Below are 14,938 nucleotides of genomic sequence, written 5' to 3' on the forward strand. Positions count from 1 at the left end.
GGAGAAGGGTTAGTAAGCCATGCTCCAGGTCAGGGTGTAGGTGCGCCCGCGCCCTTGGTAGTCATACAGGTACGCCGGGCCGTAGGTCGGCGAATAGAACAGCGTCGCGCGTTGGCCCCAGACCGTGCTGTACTGCTTGTCCAGCAGGTTCTGGATGCCGGCACTGAAGGTGCCGAAGCCGGTGTCCTGGCTACCCAGCAGGTCGAAGGTGGTGTAACCGTCGATCTCGTGGTCGGCATCGTCCTTCAGGCTGAACGCATGGTTGGCTTGCAGCCGCGCACTGCGGCCATCGCCCTTCCAGCCAACAAATGCCGTGGCCTTGGACAAGGATGCATAGCGGGCATCACGCTTGTTCCAGCCGCCGTCGGCAGCCTCTTCCTCGGAGCGGGTCAGGTGCAGGGTACCGCCCGCTTCCCAGCCCGTCTGGAAGTGCCGGGTCAGCGCACCTTCAAAGCCGAAGTCGCGGCTCTTCTGCTCTTCCACGTTGATCGTCAGCGTTTGCGAATCGACGTTGATGATCTTGTCCGACCAGATGTAGTACAGCGCCGCCTGGGCATCCCAGTCCAGGTCGGCATAGCGCCAGCCCAGTTCCACCTGGCGGCTCTTGATGCCGGCCAGCGGGTTGTCGGCCACGCTCAGGCCCGGCTTGCCGTAATACTTGGCAGGGTCTGGCAGGTCGAAACCTTCGCCATAGTTGCTCCATACCTGGTGGCCGTTCTTGAAGTCGTAGATGGCGCCTACGTTGAACAGGTTGACCTGGTAATCGTTGCTGCCACCCGGCACGCCCTTGAAGTCGCTGACGTCGACGTCCATCTGCTGGCGACGGGCACCGCCGGAGAACGTCAGGTTGTCGGTGGCATGCCAGTCCAGCTGGGCGTACACCGACACACCATCGACCCGGTAGCTGGGGTAGCGCGCGGCCTTGCTGTCCTTTTCCATCTCCAGGCCGCCCGATTCGGACGAGGTCACGGCGTTGAAGGTGGTCTGCTCGGCATTGAAGCGCTCGCGATCCAGGTCGAGGCCATAGGTCAGCTTCAACGTGTCCCACTGTTTGGCGAACAGGCCCTTGAGGCTGGTGACCTCGAAGTTCTGCTGCGAGGCAGCAAAGTACACCCCGCGCGAGCCGGTGGGCGTGGCGCGGTTGTAGTACGGGAACGGGTAGAAGTTGTCGTCTTCCTTGCGGTACGAGGCCTGCAGGTAGAAATCCTGGCCCAGCACATCGCTGTGGTGGTAATTGGCGTTCAGCAACAAGCGCCGGGTACGCGGCTCCAGGTCGGACGAATAGCCGCTGCGCAGCTCAGCGTCTTCCAGGTCGGATGGCGCATTGTAGTTGAGGTTGGGAAAGTAGATCCCCGTGCTGCCGTGGTTGCCCGAATCGTAGTACTGGGCCAGCAGGTCGAGGCTCTGCTGGTCGTTCAACTGCAAGCCCAGGGTGCCGAGCACGTCGATTGTGCGGTTGTATTGCAGGTCGGTCTGGGTGTTGTCGATGAAGATCTGGTCGCCGGCACCGTCGTAGAAGGCTTCGTTCTGCTCGCCGGAAATACCCAGCCGGGCATTGACCCGCTCGTTGCCGCCGCTGATCGACTGGGCGAAGCGGGTGGCCAGGTCATCGCTGTTGTTGAACCCGCTGCTGGCGCCAAGCTGGGTCTCGAAGCGCGCCGGGCCGGGTTCGCCCTTCTTGGTGACGATGTTGATGATGCCGCCAGTGGCACCGCCGCCGTAGATGGCGCTGGCGCCAGACAGCACTTCGACACGCTCGACGTTGAACGGTGAAATGCTGTCGAACTGGCGCGACAGGCCGCGCGAGCTGTTCTGGCTGACTCCGTCGATCATCACCAGCACGTTGCGCCCGCGCATGTTCTGGCCATAGTTGGTACGCCCTTCCGGCGCCAGGTCGAGGCCGGGTACCAGCTTGCCGATGGCTTCTTTCAGGCTGACGCCGCTGTCGATCTGCTCGCGCAGCTGCTGCTGGTCGACTACCCACACAGTACCGGGGATTTCGCTGATTGCGGTGCTGGTACGCGAGGCCACGCTGACTTCGATCGGCTTGAGGTTGACCGCCTGTGGCGCTGCCAGGGCCTTGCGCAGGGTCACGGTGCGCGCGTCACTGAAGTGCCAGCTCATGCCGCTGCCGGCCAGCAACTGCTGCAGGGCCTGCTCGACGCTGTAGCTGCCGTGCATGGCCGGGCTGGCGAAGCCTGCTGCATCTCCTGTGGTGTACAGCAAGTGCAGGCCGGCCTGGTCGGCAAAGGTGGTCAGGGCCTGGTCCAGCGGCTGCGCTGGCAGGTCGAGCTGAACCTGGCGAGCCTGCATCTGGGTTTGTTCGGCAGTGGTTGCGGCCGACGCATGCAACGGGCCGACCAGCATGGCCAGGGCGCTGCAGGACATCAGGGCATGGTGAAGAGGACCGTGACTGCGGTGAAAGGGCTTGAGCATCAGAGGCACGAATGAGCTTCCTGACAAGTCGTAAATGAGAATGGGTTGCTGATCAGTCCCACTACGACGATCTGGCTTGCAGGAACTTGCAGTGCCAAATGGAAAATATTTTTATTTCTGTGCCGGCCTCTTCGCAGCACAAGGCTGGTCCTACAGGAATCGCACATGCCTGCTGATCAATGAACCACAGCCAACCACGGCAGGTAGGTAACCTTCAGCCCATACCGCTGCTCAAGCGTGCGCAGCAGTGCTTCAGGCTCGTCCAGGTCAAACACCCCGCTCACCTCCATCGCCGCCAGCTCGCTGTCGGACAGCACGATGCGCCCATGCCGGTAACGCTCAAGCTCCATCAGCACCTGGCCCAGCGGCTTGCCGTTGAAGATCAGCTTGCCGCGCTGCCAGGCCATCTGCGCACCGGCATCGGCCGCCACCGCCAGTTCATGTTCGCCGACCTTGGCTTCACCGCGTGCCAACACCACGCGGCCATCGCGACGCACGCTGAAGGTGGCGGCACCACCCTGCACCCGCTCGCCTGCCGTATCGACCACAAACGGCCGCGGATCATCCGTGGCCTCGAACAAGGCCTCACCGGCAGCCAGCACCACACGGCGTTCGTGCTCACTGAACATCACACTCAGCGCACTGGCGCTGTTCAGCGTCACCCGCGTGCCGTCCGCCAGGGTAATCACCTGCCGTTCACCCACAGCGGTGTGGTAGTCCGCCAACAACACCGGTGCCTGCTGCCAACCCGCCACAGCGGCAACCAGCAACACCACGGAGGCCGCCACACCGGCCTGCTTGAGCCAGTCGCGACAATGACGCAGGGCCTGGCCGATATATTTGGCCACCATGCTCTCGGAAACCCCCAGCCGCTGTGCAATCTGCGCCTGGGTCAGGCCTTCGACGCGGTTCAGCAACAACGCCTGGCGGGCATTGTCGGGCAGTTTCAGCAGCGCATCGTCAAGGATTTGCAGGCGCTCACAGGCCAGCAACGTCGCCTCGGGCGCTGGCGCCGGGCAGGTCAGTTCATCGGTCCCGTCACAGTCGTCATGGCTGGCAGCCAGGCGCTGCTCACGGCGCAAGGCATCAATTGCCAGGTTACCGGCCACGCGGAAGATGAAACTGCGGGCGTGCAGCACCGGCACCGCCTGTTCATCGACTTTCACCAGCTTCAGGTAGGTTTCCTGCGCCACGTCGGCTGCGCGCTGGCGGTCGCTCATGCGCCGCGTCAGGAACTGCAACAGGTCGTCGTAGTGCTCCTGGAAAGTCGCCAGCAGGCCCGACACGGGTGACGTCAGCATGGGTTTGGGCACTGCCAGCAGGATGAGTTATCGGGCGTTAATGAGAAACAGTATCTTTCATCTGCAAGGAGACTTTCAACGCCGACGCGCATTTGCCACACTGGCGGTTCGCTCACTCTGGCAAGGTCGCCCGCAATGACTGCCCGCCTGCACCGCTGTAGCCGTCTGTTTCTCGTCCTGCTGATGGCGTATGGCCTGGGTGCCTGCGCACTGTTCCAGCCACGCGACCCGGTCAACATCAGCGTGATCGGCATCGAGCCGCTGCCCGGCCAAGAACTGGAACTGCGCATGGCGGTGAAAATGCGTGTGCAAAACCCTAACGAGTCGCCGATCGACTACAACGGCATTGCCCTGAACCTGGAAGTGAACGGCCAGCCGCTGGCCGCCGGGGTCAGCGACCAGCAGGGGCACATTGGCCGCTATGACGAAGCGGTGATCGTGGTGCCGGTGAGCATCACGGCGTTTTCCTTCCTGCGCCAGGCCTATGGGCTGGGCACGGTGGACTCACTGAAGGGTTTGCCCTACAAGCTGCGCGGCAAGCTGGCGGGCGGATTGCTGGGGACCGTGCGCTTTACTGACGAGGGCAAGCTGGACCTGCCAAAAGGCGCGACCTGGTAAGCACCCGCCAGGGGTATTCAGCGGCTGGCGCTGGCGGCGGCCATCAGCTTGTTGACTTCGATGCGCACCATGCTGGCGTATTCGGGCGGCGACATGCTCTCCAGTTCGGCGCGCACCCACTCGGCCCATTTACCCTTGCGCCGGGGCTTTTCGGCGATCAGCCGGGCCGCATCGCCCTTGGCCTTGCCCAGGCTGCTCTGCCACATCTCGAACAGCCGCGCCTTCTCTGCCTCGATCTGCGCCCGTTCCTCGAAGCTCATGTTGGCCAGATTGAAACTCATGAAGGTACCTGCAAGTTTGAAAATGGCCGCTATCTTACACCCAGGCAACGCAACATCGGAAAGCCACCGCAACTTTCCCGACGCAGCGGCATCCATTGTTCACACCACCCCATCAACGAGGACGAGTTCATGGCCCGTAAAAACGCCACACTGGCGGACAGCGATCAGATCAAGGACCAGGTATTCAGCGAACTGCAATCGCTGATCGAAGAATCGGAAAAGCTGCTGAACGACAGCGCCGCCCTGGTCGGCGAAGAAGCAGAAACCCTGCGAGCGCAGGTCAGCCTGAAACTGAAACAGGCACGCCAGGCCGCTGGCACTATGCGCGACAAAGCGCAACCGGTGGTGGACGCCACCCAGGACTACATCGGCGGCCACCCTTGGCAGACCGTCGCCATTTCCGCCGGCCTGGGGCTGGTGGTGGGCCTGCTGCTGGGGCGGCGCAACTGAAGCCTGGGCCGCCTGGTGCAAATCAGGCGGCCAGCGCTTGCGGGATACCGCTGTGGAAGCGCAGTTCCTGGTCCGGGGACTGGATCAGTTCCATTTCTGCAGCGCGTACCAGTTCAATCCGGCGGGCGATGTCCGCCTCATCACCGTAGTTGTGCGCCAGTTTCAGGTAGCCCTGGTAATGGCGCGCTTCGCTTTTCAGCAGGCCGTGATAGAAGCGGCCCAATTCTTCGTCCAGGTGCGGCACCAGCGCAGCAAACCGCTCGCAACTGCGTGCCTCGATGAACGCCCCCACCACCAGCGTATCTACCAGCTTGACCGGCTCGTGGGCGCGCACCAGGCGGCGCAGCCCCGAGGCATAGCGACCCGCCGACACCGGCCGCAGTGGCACGCCACGGCGCTTCATCAGGCGCAGCACCTGTTCGTGGTGCACCAGCTCCTCGCGGGCAAGGCGCGACATCATGTTGATCAGGTCGAGGTGGGTGTTGTACTTGGCCATCAGGCTCAAGGCAGTGCTCGCGGCCTTGAATTCGCAGTTCTTGTGGTCGATCAGCAGGGTTTCCTGGTCGGCGAGCGCCGCTTCGATCCAGGCGTCTGGCGTCGGGCAGCCAAGAAAGGCATCGATTTCGGGGATCAGGGACATAAGCGTGCAACCACACAGGACAGGCAGGGCCGCCGATTATACCGGCGGCGACGGGCGGCGCCAGTGTCTATGCTTGTTGATGTACATCAAGCGCCAGCGGGGGACGCGCCGTCTATAGTCAGGCATTGGTCGCCACCTTTGAAGGGAGCTAACACCCATGCAAGCCGTCCGCAGCATCCTTGTCGTCCTCGACCCCGAGCACGCCCACAGCCGGGCGCTGACCCGGGCCAAGCTGATTGCCGGCGTCACTGGCGCACGCCTGCACCTGCTGATGTGCGACAAAAAGCATGACCACACTGCACTGCTTAGCCTGCTGAGTAGCCAGTTGCACGATGACGGGTACGACAACGTCACCCACGAGGAGGCCTGGCGCGACAACCTGCACGACACCATCATCTACGTACAGCAGGCCGAGGGCTGCGAGCTGGTGATCAAGGAACACCGCCCGGACAACCCGCTGAAGAAGGCCCTGCTCACCCCCAGCGACTGGAAGCTGCTGCGTCAATGCCCGTGTGCCGTGCTGATGGTCAAGAGCGAACGGCCGTGGACCGGTGGCAAGATTCTGGCTGCGGTGGACGTGGGCAACCAGGACGACGACCACCGCCGCCTGCATGCGAGCATCATCGACCATGGCTACGCCATCGCCGGGCTGGCCAAGGGCGAACTGCATGTCATCAGTGCGCACCCGTCGCCAATGCTGTCGGCCTCGGACCCGACGTACCAGTTGAGCGAGACCATCGAGCAGCGCTACCGCGATGCGTGCAAGGCGTTCCAGGCAGAGTACGGCATCAGCGAGGAGTGCCTGCATGTGGCTGAAGGGCCGGCAGATGTGCTGATTCCGCATACCGAGAAACTGCTGAAGGCGGTGGTGACGGTGATTGGGACGGTGTGCCGCACGGGCATTTCCGGGGCGTTGATTGGCAATACTTCGGAGGTGGTACTGGATGCGCTTGAGGGGGATGTGCTGGTGCTCAAGAGCGAAGAAGCCATCGCCCACCAGGCCGAACTAGCCCGCGGCTGACGCAAGTTCCACAATTGGCGCGGCCCCTGCAGGACCGCGCCAATCCGCTACAGCATCGCCTCCAGCACCTTCGGGTCCAGCCCCTCTCCTGCATTGGCCTCGATCCATTCTGCCAGCTGCTGGCGCATGGCCGGCGTCCAGAAGCTTTGCAAATGCTGGCGCACCCCTTGCACCGCCAGCGCACGGTTTGGCTCGCTGTCGAAGTAATGGGCAATCTGGTTGGCCATCTTGACCAGGTTATCGCTGCTCATCGGCGCACCTCGGCTTTCTCCGATGTACGGCGTTCCTTCAGCAGGCGCCGCTGTTCGTCACTGAAATCCTGATAGCGCTTTTGCCACTCCGATGGCTGGAACACTTTCACCACTTCCACTGCCGTCACCTTGTATTCGGGGCAGTTGGTGGCCCAGTCGGAGTTGTCCGTGGTGATCACGTTAGCCCCCGACTCGGGGAAGTGGAACGTGGTGTACACCACCCCCGGCGCTACCCGCGCACTGACCTTGGCACGCAGCACGGTCTGCCCCGCGCGGCTGCCGATGCCCACCCAGTCACCGTCCTGGATGCCGCGGCTTTCGGCGTCGGCCGGGTGGATTTCCAGGCGGTCGGCGTCATGCCAGGCGACGTTGCCGGTACGCCGGGTCTGGGCGCCGACGTTGTACTGGCTGAGGATGCGCCCGGTGGTGAGCAGCAACGGGTAGCGGTTGTTGACCTTTTCGTCGGTGGGCACATAGCCGGTGAGCATGAAGCGGCCCTTGCCACGCACGAACTGGTCGATATGCATGGTCGGCGTGCCATCCGGCGCCGCGTCGTTGCACGGCCACTGCAGGCTGCCATGGCGGTCGATTTCGGCGTAGCTGACGCGGCGGAAGGTCGGCGTCAGGCGGGCAATCTCGTCCATGATCTCGGACGGGTGGCGGTAGTTCATCGGGTAGCCCAAGGCGTTGGCCAAGGCTACGGTCCCTTCCCAGTCAGCCTTGCCGGCCAGCGGCTCCATCACCTTGCGCACCCGCGAAATGCGCCGCTCGGCGTTGGTGAAGGTGCCGTCCTTTTCCAGGAACGAGCTGCCCGGCAGGAACACATGGGCGAATTTGGCCGTTTCGTTGAGGAAGATGTCCTGCACCACCACACATTCCATGGCGCGCAAGGCCGCCGTGACGTGCTGCGTGTTGGGGTCGCTCTGGGCGATATCCTCGCCCTGGCAGTAAAGGGCCTTGAAGCTGCCGTCCAGCGCTGCCTCGAACATGTTGGGGATGCGCAGGCCCGGGTCGGGCTGCAAGGTCACGCCCCAGGCGCGCTCGAACTCGGCGCGCACGCCCTCGTTGGAAATATGCCGATAGCCGGGCAGCTCGTGGGGGAACGAGCCCATGTCGCACGAACCCTGCACGTTGTTCTGCCCACGCAGCGGGTTCACCCCTACCCCTTCACGGCCGATATTGCCGGTGGCCATGGCCAGGTTGGCGATCCCCATCACCGCAGTGCTGCCCTGGCTGTGCTCCGTCACGCCCAGGCCGTAGTAGACGGCCGCGTTGCCACCGGTGGCATACAGGCGCGCCGCGGCGCGGATCTGCTCGGAGGGTACGCCACACACCGGGCCCAGCACCTCGGGGGCGTTGTCTGCCTGGCTGACGAAGTCGCGCCAGCGGGCAAAGTCTTCGGTTTCGCAGCGGGCATCGATGAAACGCTGGGCCAGCAGGCCCTCGGTGACGATCACGTGGGCCAGGGCATTGAGCATGGCCACGTTGGTACCCGGGCGCAGTTGCAGGTGCAACTCGGCGCGGGCGTGCGGCGACTCGACCAGGTCGATGCGCCGTGGGTCGATCACGATCAACCGCGCCCCCTGGCGCAGGCGGCGCTTGAGCTGCGAGCCGAACACCGGGTGAGCGTCGGTGGGGTTGGCGCCAATCACCAGCACCACGTCTGCCTGCATCACCGAATCGAAGCTTTGCGTGCCGGCCGACTCACCCAGGGTCTGCTTGAGACCATAGCCGGTGGGCGAGTGGCACACCCGCGCGCAGGTATCGACGTTGTTGTTGCCAAACGCCGTACGCACCAGTTTTTGCACCAGATAGGCTTCTTCGTTGGTGCAGCGGCTGGAGGTAATGCCACCGATGGAATCGCGGCCGTACTTGAGCTGGATGCGGCGGAACTCGCTAGCAGCGTAGGTTACCGCTTCGTCCCAGCTCACTTCCTGCCACGGGTCTTCCAGGCGCTTGCGGATCATCGGCTTGGTGATGCGATCCGGGTGGGTGGCATAGCCCCAGGCAAAGCGGCCCTTGACGCAGGCGTGGCCGTGGTTGGCGCCACCGTTCTTGTCCGGGACCATGCGCACCAGCTGGTCGCCTTTCATTTCGGCGCGGAACGAACAACCGACGCCGCAGTAGGCGCAGGTGGTGATCACCGAACGCTCAGGCTGACCAAGCTGCACCAGGCTCTTTTCCGTCAGCGTCGCGGTTGGGCAGGCCTGTACGCAGGCGCCGCACGACACGCATTCGGAGGCGAGGAAGTTATCGCCACCCGCTGCCGCCACCCGCGACTCGAAACCGCGGCCGGTGATGGTCAGGGCGAAGGTGCCCTGGATGTCTTCGCAGGCGCGCACGCAGCGGCTGCAGACGATGCACTTGCTGGGCTCGTAATCGAAATACGGGTTGGATACGTCCTTTTTCTCGGCCAGGTGGTTGGCGCCGTCGTAGCCGTAGCGCACCTCGCGCAGGCCCACCTGGCCGGCCACGGTCTGCAGCTCGCAGTTGCCGTTGGCCGAGCACGTCAGGCAGTCCAGCGGGTGGTCGGAAATGTACAACTCCATCACGTTGCGGCGCAGGCCGGCCAGGCGTGGCGTTTCGGTACGCACCACCATGCCTTCGCTGACCGGCGTGGTGCAGGACGCCGGGTAACCGCGCATGCCGTCGATTTCCACCATGCACATGCGGCATGAGCCGAAGGCTTCGAGGCTGTCGGTGGCACACAGTTTGGGGATGCTGGTGCCGAGCATGGCCGCAGCGCGCATTACCGAGGTGCCGGCAGGTACGCTGATCGGGCGGCCATCGATGCTCAGGCTGACCTGCACTTCGCTGTCACGGGCCGGGGTGCCGAAGTCGCTACTTTTATCAGAAGCGGGGTCGAAGAAATTGATCACTGCGCAGCCTCCGTGGTGGTCAGCCCAAAATCGGCGGGGAAGTACTTGAGGGCGCTGGCCACCGGGTAGGCAGTCATGCCGCCCATGGCGCACAGCGAGCCGTACTGCATGGTGTCGCAGAGGTCGCGCAGCAACAGGGCCTGGTCGTGGCGTTCGGTGAAATCAGTCGTTGCGATCAACCGGTCGACCACCTCCATGCCACGGGTGGAGCCGATGCGGCATGGGGTGCACTTGCCGCAGGATTCTTCGGCGCAGAACTGCAGGGCGAAGCGCGCCATGCTGGCCATGTTCAGGGTATCGTCGGCCACCACCACACCGCCGTGGCCGAGCATCGCGCCCATGGCGGCGAAGGCTTCATAGTCCAGCGGGGTGTCGAAGTGGCTGGGGGGTACCCAGGCGCCGAGCGGGCCGCCGACCTGCGCAGCCTTCAGCGGCCGGCCACTGGCCGTCCCGCCGCCGTAGCCCTCCACCAGCTCGCGCAGGGTCAGGCCGAACGCACGCTCCACCAGGCCGCCCTGGCGGATATTGCCAGCCAGCTGGAAAGGCATGGTGCCCAGCGACCGGCCCATGCCGAAATCGCGATAGAACGCTGCCCCCTTGGCGAGGATGATGGGCACTGAAGCCAGGGTGAGCACGTTGTGCACCAGTGTGGGCAGGCCGAACAGGCCTTGCAGCGCGGGCAGTGGCGGCTTGGCACGGACAATGCCACGCTTGCCCTCGATGGATTCGAGCAGCGCAGTTTCTTCGCCGCAGATGTAGGCGCCGGCACCCACCCGTACTTCCAGGTCGAACGCCTGGCCGCTGCCGGCTACGTCGGTGCCGAGGTAGCCGGCATCACGGGCGATGGCGAAGGCCTGGTCCAGCACGCGAATGGCATCCGGGTATTCCGAGCGCACATAGATGTAGCCCTTGTCGGCCCCCACGGCGAGGCCGGCAATGATCATGCCCTCGATCAGCAGGAAGGGGTCGCCTTCCATCAGCATACGGTCGGCGAAGGTGCCGGAGTCGCCCTCGTCGGCGTTGCACACCACGTACTTCTGCCCAGCCCCGGCGTCGCGCACGGTGCGCCACTTGATGCCGGCCGGGAACGCCGCACCGCCACGGCCACGCAGGCCGGAGTCGAGCACGGCCGCGACCACTTCGGCACCGTTCAGGGCCACGGCCGCTTCAAGGCCGGCGAAGCCACCATGGGCGCGATAGTCGTCCAGCGATAATGGGCGGGAAATGCCGGCGCGGGCGAATATCAACCGCTGCTGGGTTTTCAGGTAAGGGATTTCTTCGACCAGCCCCAACGCCAGCGAGTGGCCACCTGGCTCACCGGCCAGGGCGTCGAGCAATGCCGGCACGTCTTGTGGGGTAACCGGGCCGAAGCCCAGGCGCCCTTGCGCACTCTCGCACTCGATCAGCGGCTCCAGCCAGTACAGCCCGCGAGAGCTGGTGCGCTGGATATCCAGCGGCAACTGGCGGCGCTCGGCCTCGCGCTGCAAGGCCTCGGCAACCTGGTCGCTCCCCACGGCACGGGCCACCGAATCGCACGGGATGTAGAGCTTCAGCATGCGGCGTCCTCCCGGCAAGCGTTTACCAATGCACGCAGGCGCTCAAGGGTAAGCCGCGCATGCACCTGGCCGTCCAGTTCCAGGGCCGGCGAGCAGGCGCAGGCCCCCAGGCAGTACACCGGGCGCAGGCTGATGGCACCGTCGGCGCTGGTGCCATGGTCGTCCAGTGCCAGCTGATCGCGCAGTTGCGCGGCCAGGGCCTCGGCGCCACGGCTCTGGCACGACTCGGCGCGGCACAGGCGCAAGGTGTGGCGCGCCGGTGGCGATGTACGAAAGTCGTGGTAGAAGCTGATCACCCCGCGCACTTCAGCCAGGCTGAGGTTCAGGGCATGCGCAATTTCGGGTACAGCAGCATCGGGGATGAAACCGATGTCGTGCTGGATGGCATGCAGGATAGGCAACAAGGCACCAGGGGCGTCCTTGTCGCGAGCCAGAATGCGCTGGATCACGGGCAGGTGGAGCAATTCATCAGGCATACAGCGGACCTCGGCATCACGGACCCCGCCTGAATTGTTGTGGGGGCAGGTATCCGGCGTGTTCTGCTGCGGCGCGTCGGCCACGTCACGGTTGCGCGGCGCTGACGGCCTCCTTGCCCACGGCCGCGCATCTGCGCACGCTGGTCCGAAGGCATCCTGCAAGCATGGCACTTGTGGCGCCAGGGGGTTGCGTGCGAACGACCAGGCGCATCCTGAAACCGACGCCAAGTGCACGCCCCCTGCACGGTAGGCGAGGTTTCAGAGCAGTGGCCAGCCCGCCATCCTGGTAACAGTGGCACAGGTCGCAGCCATCGGCACCCAGCAAACGCAACTCACCTTCACAGACCACCCGATCCTCGCCATCGATCAAGGCGCGCCCTTGCCCTCCACCGCCTTGGCCGTCTCGATCAACTTGTCGAACTTGCGGTTCACCTGGGCAAACTTCTCGTCGCTTTTGGCCCGCGCCTTGATGTTGTCTTCCGAACTGGCCTTGTCGGCAATGGTCACCACCGTCCTGTCCCAGTTCCTGGACACCCAGTAAACCAGTTCGCCATCTGCGGAAAACGCTTCCAGCCGGCCACCGGTATCCGGTACAGGCTTCGCATCCCTGGTCATTGGCAGCAGTTGCTGCACCCGCGCTTCATCGGTGGTGTCCAAACGCACCTGAACCTGGCGCAGCTGGTCTGCCTCGTTGAACGCCGCCTGGACCTGCGAGATGGGAATACCGCCCAGGTTGAGGTCTCCCTTCGGGCCGGCGCCCTTGTAGAACTCGGTCGGTACCTGATAGTGATAGCCGGTGAAATGCTCAACCTCGCCAAACTGCTGCTGCAGAATGGCCAGCACCTGGGGCTTGGGCATGCCGAGGGTGAACTGGCCGATTTCAAGTGCTGACCAGGCTTGCAGGGGGAACATCGCGCAGGCGAACAGGAGCGGTAAGGTCCGTTTCATAGGGGTATCTTCCTTGAAGTAAGCCCGGCAACCTAACCCCTGCACGACAATCCGACAATACTGGCAGGGTGCCAAGCCACCCTGCCTCCAGGCCTCAGGCCACTGCCTTGTTTACGCTGCGCCCAGCTTCCAGCTCACGGACCAGCGGTAATACGTGCTCGCCGAAGTACGCCACTTCCTCCTGGAAATGCAGGAAGCCGGACAGAATCAGGTCCACCCCGACTGCCTTCAGCGCAACGATGCGCTCGGCAATTTGCTCAGGCGTGCCGATCAGGTTGGTCTTGAAGCCATCGTTGTACTGCACCAGGTCCTCGAAGCTGGATTTCGCCCAGTTGCCCTCGCCCTCCGGGCTGGCTGCCCCGGCATGCTTTACCTCGTGGCCGAACGCCCGCACCGCCTCGGGGTTGGCCTTGTCGATGATTTCCTGCAACACCGCCCGCGCCTCTTCCTCTGTGTCGCGGGCAATGATGAAGGCGTTTACCCCAACCTTGACCGAGTGGCCGTTGGCTGCGGCCTTGGCGCGTATGTCATCGACCTGGGCCTTGATCCCTTCCACGCTATTGCCGTTGGTGAAGTACCAGTCCGACACCCGCGCGGCCATGTCCCGCGCCGCACGCGAACTGCCGCCCTGGAAGATCTCGGGGTGCGGTTGCTGCAGCGGCTTGGGCTTGAGGTTGTAGTTACGGAAGCGATAGAAGTCGCCGTTGAAGGTGAAGTTGTCTTGCGTCCAGATGCCCTTGAGCGCGCGGATGAACTCCTCGGAACGGCGATAGCGTTCGTCGTGGTCCAGCCACGGCTCACCAATGGCGTGGAACTCGCCCTTGAACCAGCCCGAGACCACGTTGATGGCGATGCGGCCATTGGTGAACTGGTCGATGCTGGCCAACTGCTTGGCCGCCAGCGCCGGGTTCCACGGCCCTGGCAGGATGGCGGCGATGACCTTGAGCTTTTCCGTGGCAGCCAGCAGCGCGTGGCTGATGGTGACCGACTCATGCTGGTTGTCGGCACCATAGCCGGCGGTGAAGCGGATTTGCGACAGGGCGTAGTCGAAGCCGGCTTTTTCAGCGATTTGCGCAAGCTTGCGGTTGTAGTCGATGTCCCAGCTGGTGCGTTGCTCGATGGTGCTGACCACCAGGCCACCGCTGACGTTGGGGACCCAGTAGGCGAACTTGAGTGGGGCGTGGCTCATGGGGAAGCTCCTTGAGAATCCTTGGGGTTCAAGGAGGCATGAGCAGCAAGCGTGCCAACGGCTGGATTGCTTTACTTTCAACGGGTTAATGGAATTAGTCGGCGATGTTGACTGCATGTGATCAAACACGCTGTCGGATCACTGTTGCCTGCGCAACATCGCCGCTTGCGACTAGCTCAGCGGTTTTTTGCGCATGCCGATGTGAGCGTCATCCATCAGGGCCTTGATCGCAATCAAACCCTGACTACAAAGCCAACCGCGCCAGCCGCTGCAGGGCCAGAATCACTTCCTCGTCCCGCTCTTCCAGTACATCCGCCTGGATAAGAGCGATTACAGCCTTCAACAACTCGGTCTGGTTCACACCTGTTCGTTGTTGCAGCGCAAGCATGTCCTGCGCCATGTGCGGGTTGACCTTCATCGACAACCGTCGAGTAGCACTGGAACGCGCGAGCCCACGCTGCTCTCGCTGTTCATCCAGGGCCTGGACGAATGTTTGATGCGCAGCCTGCAATTGCCCACCCTGCTGCACCTGCGCCAGTTGCTGAAAATAGTACGCAAGAAACAACTTGCGCAGATTGGCGCCCGCCTCGCGACTGACCGCATGCATAGCCGCATCCAGCACATCCAGGTAGACCGCTGGTAAACGTGCCTCGATAGACTTGAGCTGCTGGTTGCGCGCCTCGTGAATGGCTGGTGTGGATTGCGGTGGAAGCGCGACCACGCCATCGCAACGGGTACACACGCCCACCAATATGTCCCTGGCCACACCCTTGCCATCGCTGAACGGTACATCCCGGCGGGCATAGCGAGTGGTCACCACTGCCTGGCAGTGCTCGCACAATGCTTTTCCGCTATCCCCTTCGAACAGAATCTTCATGATCTGGGTACTCAC

14 protein-coding genes are annotated in these 14,938 nt (G+C 63.6%); 3 read left to right on the plus strand and 11 right to left on the minus strand.

Annotated elements, in window-relative coordinates; genetic code table 11:
- Window positions 1-9 precede the first annotated feature (9 nt).
- A complete protein-coding gene (locus WF331_RS22010) occupies window positions 10-2,436 on the minus strand; it encodes a TonB-dependent receptor (protein WP_340623294.1) in 2,427 nt (808 codons plus the stop codon).
- A gap of 176 nt (window positions 2,437-2,612) precedes the next feature.
- Window positions 2,613-3,737, minus strand: a complete 1,125-nt coding sequence (locus WF331_RS22015; protein ID WP_340623287.1) for a sigma-70 family RNA polymerase sigma factor — start codon at window positions 3,735-3,737, stop codon at window positions 2,613-2,615.
- Between the two features lie 135 nt (window positions 3,738-3,872).
- On the opposite strand from WF331_RS22015, the gene WF331_RS22020 reads away from it, so the two are divergent.
- Window positions 3,873-4,355, plus strand: coding sequence for an LEA type 2 family protein (locus tag WF331_RS22020; protein WP_016500659.1), 483 nt, complete (start codon window positions 3,873-3,875; stop codon window positions 4,353-4,355).
- 17 nt (window positions 4,356-4,372) lie between these two features.
- Here WF331_RS22020 and WF331_RS22025 read toward each other — a convergent pair whose 3' ends face one another.
- A complete protein-coding gene (locus WF331_RS22025) occupies window positions 4,373-4,636 on the minus strand; it encodes a hypothetical protein (RefSeq protein ID WP_340623288.1) in 264 nt (87 codons plus the stop codon).
- A 129-nt stretch (window positions 4,637-4,765) separates the two neighbouring features.
- Here WF331_RS22025 and WF331_RS22030 point away from each other — a divergent pair, with 129 nt between their 5' ends.
- Complete coding sequence (locus WF331_RS22030) at window positions 4,766-5,086, plus strand: DUF883 family protein (RefSeq protein WP_016500661.1); 321 nt, start codon at window positions 4,766-4,768, stop codon at window positions 5,084-5,086.
- Between the two features lie 22 nt (window positions 5,087-5,108).
- On the opposite strand, the gene WF331_RS22035 is transcribed toward WF331_RS22030, so the two are convergent.
- Window positions 5,109-5,726: a tRNA-(ms[2]io[6]A)-hydroxylase gene (locus tag WF331_RS22035; RefSeq protein ID WP_016500662.1), complete on the minus strand. Its 618-nt coding sequence runs from the start codon at window positions 5,724-5,726 to the stop codon at window positions 5,109-5,111.
- 157 nt (window positions 5,727-5,883) lie between these two features.
- On the opposite strand from WF331_RS22035, the gene WF331_RS22040 reads away from it, so the two are divergent.
- Window positions 5,884-6,747 carry a universal stress protein gene (locus WF331_RS22040; RefSeq protein ID WP_061203834.1) on the plus strand — a complete coding sequence of 288 codons (864 nt, stop codon included), beginning with the start codon at window positions 5,884-5,886 and terminating at the stop codon, window positions 6,745-6,747.
- Window positions 6,748-6,794: 47 nt separating this feature from the next.
- Here WF331_RS22040 and WF331_RS22045 read toward each other — a convergent pair whose 3' ends face one another.
- The 7 genes from WF331_RS22045 to WF331_RS22075 all read right to left on the minus strand — a co-directional run bounded on the left by WF331_RS22045 (window position 6,795) and on the right by WF331_RS22075 (window position 14,923).
- Complete coding sequence (locus WF331_RS22045; RefSeq protein ID WP_284361227.1) at window positions 6,795-6,998, minus strand: formate dehydrogenase subunit delta; 204 nt, start codon at window positions 6,996-6,998, stop codon at window positions 6,795-6,797.
- Window positions 6,995-9,877 (minus strand): formate dehydrogenase subunit alpha, encoded by a 2,883-nt coding sequence (fdhF, locus tag WF331_RS22050; protein WP_284361231.1) that lies wholly within the window; start codon window positions 9,875-9,877, stop codon window positions 6,995-6,997. The genes WF331_RS22045 and fdhF overlap by 4 nt, the downstream gene beginning before the upstream one ends.
- Window positions 9,874-11,433, minus strand: coding sequence for a formate dehydrogenase beta subunit (locus WF331_RS22055; RefSeq protein ID WP_340623289.1), 1,560 nt, complete (start codon window positions 11,431-11,433; stop codon window positions 9,874-9,876). Before WF331_RS22055 ends, fdhF begins: the two co-directional genes overlap by 4 nt.
- The gene (locus tag WF331_RS22060) at window positions 11,427-11,909 is read right to left on the minus strand and encodes a formate dehydrogenase subunit gamma (protein ID WP_284361234.1); all 483 of its coding nucleotides are present in this window, start codon (window positions 11,907-11,909) and stop codon (window positions 11,427-11,429) included. The genes WF331_RS22055 and WF331_RS22060 overlap by 7 nt, the downstream gene beginning before the upstream one ends.
- Window positions 11,910-12,275: 366 nt before the next feature.
- On the minus strand, window positions 12,276-12,857 hold the full coding sequence (locus WF331_RS22065; protein ID WP_284361237.1) for a hypothetical protein: 582 nt from the start codon (window positions 12,855-12,857) through the stop codon (window positions 12,276-12,278).
- Between the two features lie 94 nt (window positions 12,858-12,951).
- Entirely contained in the window at window positions 12,952-14,046 is a 1,095-nt protein-coding gene (gene sfnG / locus WF331_RS22070; protein WP_016500669.1) for a dimethylsulfone monooxygenase SfnG, read from the minus strand.
- A 244-nt stretch (window positions 14,047-14,290) separates the two neighbouring features.
- Window positions 14,291-14,923 (minus strand): hypothetical protein, encoded by a 633-nt coding sequence (locus tag WF331_RS22075; protein WP_016500670.1) that lies wholly within the window; start codon window positions 14,921-14,923, stop codon window positions 14,291-14,293.
- Between the last annotated feature and the right edge of the window lie 15 nt (window positions 14,924-14,938).

The organism is Pseudomonas sp. YNh (genome assembly GCF_037993085.1).
Classification (GTDB): Bacteria; Pseudomonadota; Gammaproteobacteria; order Pseudomonadales; family Pseudomonadaceae; genus Aquipseudomonas; species Aquipseudomonas putida.

What these genes read in the sequence shown, in the direction of transcription:
- WF331_RS22010 (WP_340623294.1), bottom strand. Translation starts at nt 2,436, where the DNA reads ATGCTCAAGCCCTTTCACCGCAGTCACGGTCCTCTTCACCATGCCCTG.
- WF331_RS22015 (WP_340623287.1), bottom strand. Translation starts at nt 3,737, where the DNA reads ATGCTGACGTCACCCGTGTCGGGCCTGCTGGCGACTTTCCAGGAGCAC.
- WF331_RS22020 (WP_016500659.1), top strand. Translation starts at nt 3,873, where the DNA reads ATGACTGCCCGCCTGCACCGCTGTAGCCGTCTGTTTCTCGTCCTGCTG.
- WF331_RS22025 (WP_340623288.1), bottom strand. Translation starts at nt 4,636, where the DNA reads ATGAGTTTCAATCTGGCCAACATGAGCTTCGAGGAACGGGCGCAGATC.
- WF331_RS22030 (WP_016500661.1), top strand. Translation starts at nt 4,766, where the DNA reads ATGGCCCGTAAAAACGCCACACTGGCGGACAGCGATCAGATCAAGGAC.
- WF331_RS22035 (WP_016500662.1), bottom strand. Translation starts at nt 5,726, where the DNA reads ATGTCCCTGATCCCCGAAATCGATGCCTTTCTTGGCTGCCCGACGCCA.
- WF331_RS22040 (WP_061203834.1), top strand. Translation starts at nt 5,884, where the DNA reads ATGCAAGCCGTCCGCAGCATCCTTGTCGTCCTCGACCCCGAGCACGCC.
- WF331_RS22045 (WP_284361227.1), bottom strand. Translation starts at nt 6,998, where the DNA reads ATGAGCAGCGATAACCTGGTCAAGATGGCCAACCAGATTGCCCATTAC.
- WF331_RS22055 (WP_340623289.1), bottom strand. Translation starts at nt 11,433, where the DNA reads ATGCTGAAGCTCTACATCCCGTGCGATTCGGTGGCCCGTGCCGTGGGG.
- WF331_RS22060 (WP_284361234.1), bottom strand. Translation starts at nt 11,909, where the DNA reads ATGCCTGATGAATTGCTCCACCTGCCCGTGATCCAGCGCATTCTGGCT.
- WF331_RS22065 (WP_284361237.1), bottom strand. Translation starts at nt 12,857, where the DNA reads ATGAAACGGACCTTACCGCTCCTGTTCGCCTGCGCGATGTTCCCCCTG.
- sfnG (WP_016500669.1), bottom strand. Translation starts at nt 14,046, where the DNA reads ATGAGCCACGCCCCACTCAAGTTCGCCTACTGGGTCCCCAACGTCAGC.
- WF331_RS22075 (WP_016500670.1), bottom strand. Translation starts at nt 14,923, where the DNA reads ATGAAGATTCTGTTCGAAGGGGATAGCGGAAAAGCATTGTGCGAGCAC.